At 49.6% G+C, this 3,677-nt stretch carries 3 protein-coding genes; 2 read left to right on the forward strand and 1 reads right to left on the reverse strand.

Going from position 1 to position 3,677, the window contains the following annotated elements:
- Nucleotides 1–563: 563 nt before the first annotated feature.
- On the forward strand, nucleotides 564–1,778 hold the full coding sequence (locus RUMCAL_RS07490; RefSeq protein WP_040647490.1) for a 6-phosphofructokinase: 1,215 nt from the start codon (nucleotides 564–566) through the stop codon (nucleotides 1,776–1,778).
- A 95-nt stretch (nucleotides 1,779–1,873) separates the two neighbouring features.
- Here RUMCAL_RS07490 and RUMCAL_RS07495 read toward each other — a convergent pair whose 3' ends face one another.
- Nucleotides 1,874–2,584, reverse strand: coding sequence for a helix-turn-helix domain-containing protein (locus tag RUMCAL_RS07495; protein WP_021682089.1), 711 nt, complete (start codon nucleotides 2,582–2,584; stop codon nucleotides 1,874–1,876).
- A gap of 340 nt (nucleotides 2,585–2,924) precedes the next feature.
- Between RUMCAL_RS07495 and RUMCAL_RS07500 the strand changes: the two genes are divergently transcribed.
- Nucleotides 2,925–3,668, forward strand: a complete 744-nt coding sequence (locus RUMCAL_RS07500) for a hypothetical protein (protein WP_021682091.1) — start codon at nucleotides 2,925–2,927, stop codon at nucleotides 3,666–3,668.
- Nucleotides 3,669–3,677 lie beyond the last annotated feature (9 nt).

A 3,677-nucleotide genomic window follows, 5' to 3' on the forward strand; every position in this document is an offset into this window, starting at 1 on the left:
AACTTGCAAACGCCGTATCAAATAAAGTTGACCGTTTGCACAAGTAACGCCCTAGAAAAACAACACTGCAAACAACTAGCGGCGTTGGCGAGCCCCAGGCGGACAGCGAGGTACGAGCGAATTCCGCCGGACGGTTTCGACGCGACTGCCCTAGAAGTTACGCTTTGCGTAGGAACCCCTCCACCAGCTTCGCTGGTCCCCCTCGTACTGAGCGGTCCCCTCTGCCCTGCGGACATCTCCCCACCCCGTGGGGAGTCACCCCTTTCAGGGGAGGCTATAAGCTGATATAATTAAAGCTGGTGAAAGAGTTCGATATAGAACTCCTTTACCAGCTTTTCTGTTTCCCTTATGGGTAGGTTTGTAGCTGCAATTTTCTGCGGGACACAGTGGTCAAAGTCACAGATTCTGCAAAGTTGCGGTAAAATATTGACAACCCCGCTGAAATGGGGTACAATAGAAGAAAGCGTTTTTTCGGGAGCATTTTCCGGATAAAGGCAACACCGCACAAGCTTTGTGCGGTGTTGCCTAAAAAATTACTTTGCTGCAAAAAAGGAGATTATTGTATGAATATTGCTGTTGCCCAGTCCGGCGGACCGACCTGTGCCATTAACGCTTCACTGGTAGGCGTTTTTCGGGAATCCCTCAAGGAACCTGCAATTGATGCGATTTTTGGCTCTGTCAACGGTGTAGAGGGCATTATTCAGGATCACCTCATTGATCTGAAAACCATGATCCGCACCAATGAAGATATGGAACTGCTCCGGCAGACCCCTTCCACCGTGCTGGGTTCCTGCCGGTATAAACTGCCGGATTTTCACGAGGACAGCAGTGTCTACGAAAAGATCGCAGCTGTGCTGAAACGCCGCAAGATCGGTGCGTTTTTCTACATCGGCGGGAACGATTCCATGGACACCGTACAGAAACTTTCCGCCTATTTCAAGGAAATCGATCTGGACGTAAAAGTCATTGGCATTCCCAAGACGATCGATAACGATTTGTGCATCACCGACCACACTCCCGGCTTCGGCTCTGCGGCAAAATATGTTGCCACTACCATGCAGGAGATCATCCGCGACAGCTCTGTATACAGTATTCCCTCTGTGACGATTGTCGAGATCATGGGACGGCATGCGGGCTGGCTCACTGCTTCCAGTGCTGTGCTCCACGCCTACGGCGAACCGGCTCCGCATCTGGTCTACGTGCCGGAAACCCATTTCTCCGCTGAGCGTTTTCTCCACGACGTGGAGCAGGAAATGGCAAAACATAAGGCGGTGATCGTGGCAGTTTCCGAGGGCGTTTCCGTGCCGGAGGGGGTACAGTCCGGTCTGGTGGACAACTTTGGACACAAGTATCTGTCCGGTATCGGCAAGTATCTGGAGCAGCTGGTGCGGGATACGTTCGGCTGTAAGGTGCGTTCGATAGAGCTGAACGTCATGCAGCGTTGCTCCTCTCACCTGAGTTCCAAGACGGACATTGACGAGGCAGAACAGATCGGTGCAGCCGGCGTGCAGACTGCCCTCCGCGGCGAAACCGGACGGGTCATGATCTTCCGCCGGATTCACAACAAGCCCTATACCATTACTATGGAGCCGGCAGATGCGTCCCAGATCGCCAATCGGGAAAAGTTCCTGCCCAGAGAGTTCCTCACGCCGGCAGGAAACAACATCAGTGACGAAGCAATGGCATATTTCCTGCCGCTGATCCAGGGCGAGCTGGATCTGGTAATGCGGGGCGGCATTCCGGTACACTTCACCATTCAGGAGTCCGTGTTGAAGTAAACGTAATTTTTTCAGGCGAATCGTATAAAGGCAAAACCGCGGCAGTGTTTCACGTGAAACACTGCCGCGGTTTTTGATATTACGGAGACAATGCATCAATCCTTTGCTGCATCGGTATCATCTGATTTTTCTGTTCTGTTCTGATACTTCTGATACCAGGCACTCTGCTCTGCCTGGCTCATGTTCTCCCACTCTTCCTCCCGCTTTTCAATTTTCTCAACGGTGTATGCGTCCATGCCGTAGCACTCATTTCCGTCCATATCCTGATAAACCGCAATATCGTCTTCCAAGCCGTGATAGATATACTCGTGACGCATCAGGTTGCGAAAGGTGATATAATCCACTAAATGTTGATTCATGGTCTGCATGCTGCCGTAGTGCAGAGAGAGTGTTTCTACGATTTCAGCATAGTCCGTTTTCCCTCTGGAAAAATACAATTCTTCGAGAATGGCAGCAAGCACATTGTCGTTGAATTGCAGGGTGACTGCGTCCTTGTCTGCCTTGACCAGCGAAACGTCGAAATCCCGCAGAATCACCGCAAGAGCAGCAATCGTTTGTCCGGAAAACCGATCCTGGCTCTGGATCAGGCTGTCTGTGCTGACCTCAAAGTAATCCGCCAGTTTCTTCAAAATAATCGCAGACGGAACGCTTTTCTTATCGATATAATTGCGAATGGACTTGGGGTCAACCAAAATTTCAGCCGCCAGCTTGTTGATGGAGATGTTCCGCTTACCCATGAGCCTTTGCAGTGTGTCCGAAAAGTTCTTTTTCCACGCAGTTTCGTCAATTTCATAGTTATTCATCATGAAAATTCCTCCTTTGAAAATTATCCTGTAGAAAACTCCTTGCTATCTCGATTTCCCTGTGCTAAAATAAGGGTATGACTAAAATCACAGCAAGTGCAGAGAAAATTCCCCAGTTCAGTGCTTAGAGTATACCGCATTTGTTTCACTTTGTCAAGAGAAAATCACAAAAAATTTTTTTGGCGAATGCTTTGGGAAATACCGCACAAAGATTGTGCGGTATTTCCTTACATGCAAACAGCTTCCGGCAAATATCAAAGAAAGGATCCCAACTTCGGAGCAATCGAACGAGGATAACAGCGTATTCAGGAAACATTGAATACGCTCCAGGTGACAGAGAATAATGAAAGGTACATTTAAAAGCGGCTTAACCGCAGCAGATTTGAAAACAATGGGCATCAAGCTTTCCCCGCCGCAATTTGACAGCAGCCTGCACTTTGACGTTTCTGTCACTGGTGACAGGGTGGAGGCGTTACAGAATCGGGAAGTTTTCTGCAATGTGGTAAACTTCAACCTGAGAGCCACGGGGAACTTTATTCCGCGGCTGGAATATGCAGAACTTTGCAGCCCCATGTACGCGATCCAGAAAAAGATGCAGCCTGCCGACTTCAAGGTTCGTGTTTTTGGCTTCGTTCGGGAGAACAGAACAGCGGTCGTCAACTGGCAGCTGGAAGATGTTGCAACAGACATCAAGAAGATCTGGAAAGGCATTGTCCGGCAGATTCAGCTGGTGCGTGCTGTGAATGACGTGATGCCTGATGCAGACAAAATCCTGCGTGCATTCAAAGTCAAAGAGGTATCTCAGGATTATACTGGCACAAGGGTGCTTCTAGGCGGAGAGTTGGCAGGAATCCAGCCGAGCATTGCAAACATGACGAATGTGAGCGAATTTGCTCAGACACAGAACGGTGACATCGTGATGTATTTCAGCGGCAAGTATGCTACATTCACATTGGTAAACGGGGCTAAGGTTACTTTCGTGCTGGAGAATCCTGCAACGGGGATCAAGAGCGAACAGGAAGAACTGTATCAGGGTATCTTTTTCAAGGGTGCATATCACAAGCGGCGGGCGGCGGGTCGCCGCTGACCCTACGCC

This window comes from Ruminococcus callidus ATCC 27760, from assembly GCF_000468015.1.
Classification (GTDB): domain Bacteria; phylum Bacillota; class Clostridia; order Oscillospirales; family Ruminococcaceae; genus Ruminococcus_C; species Ruminococcus_C callidus.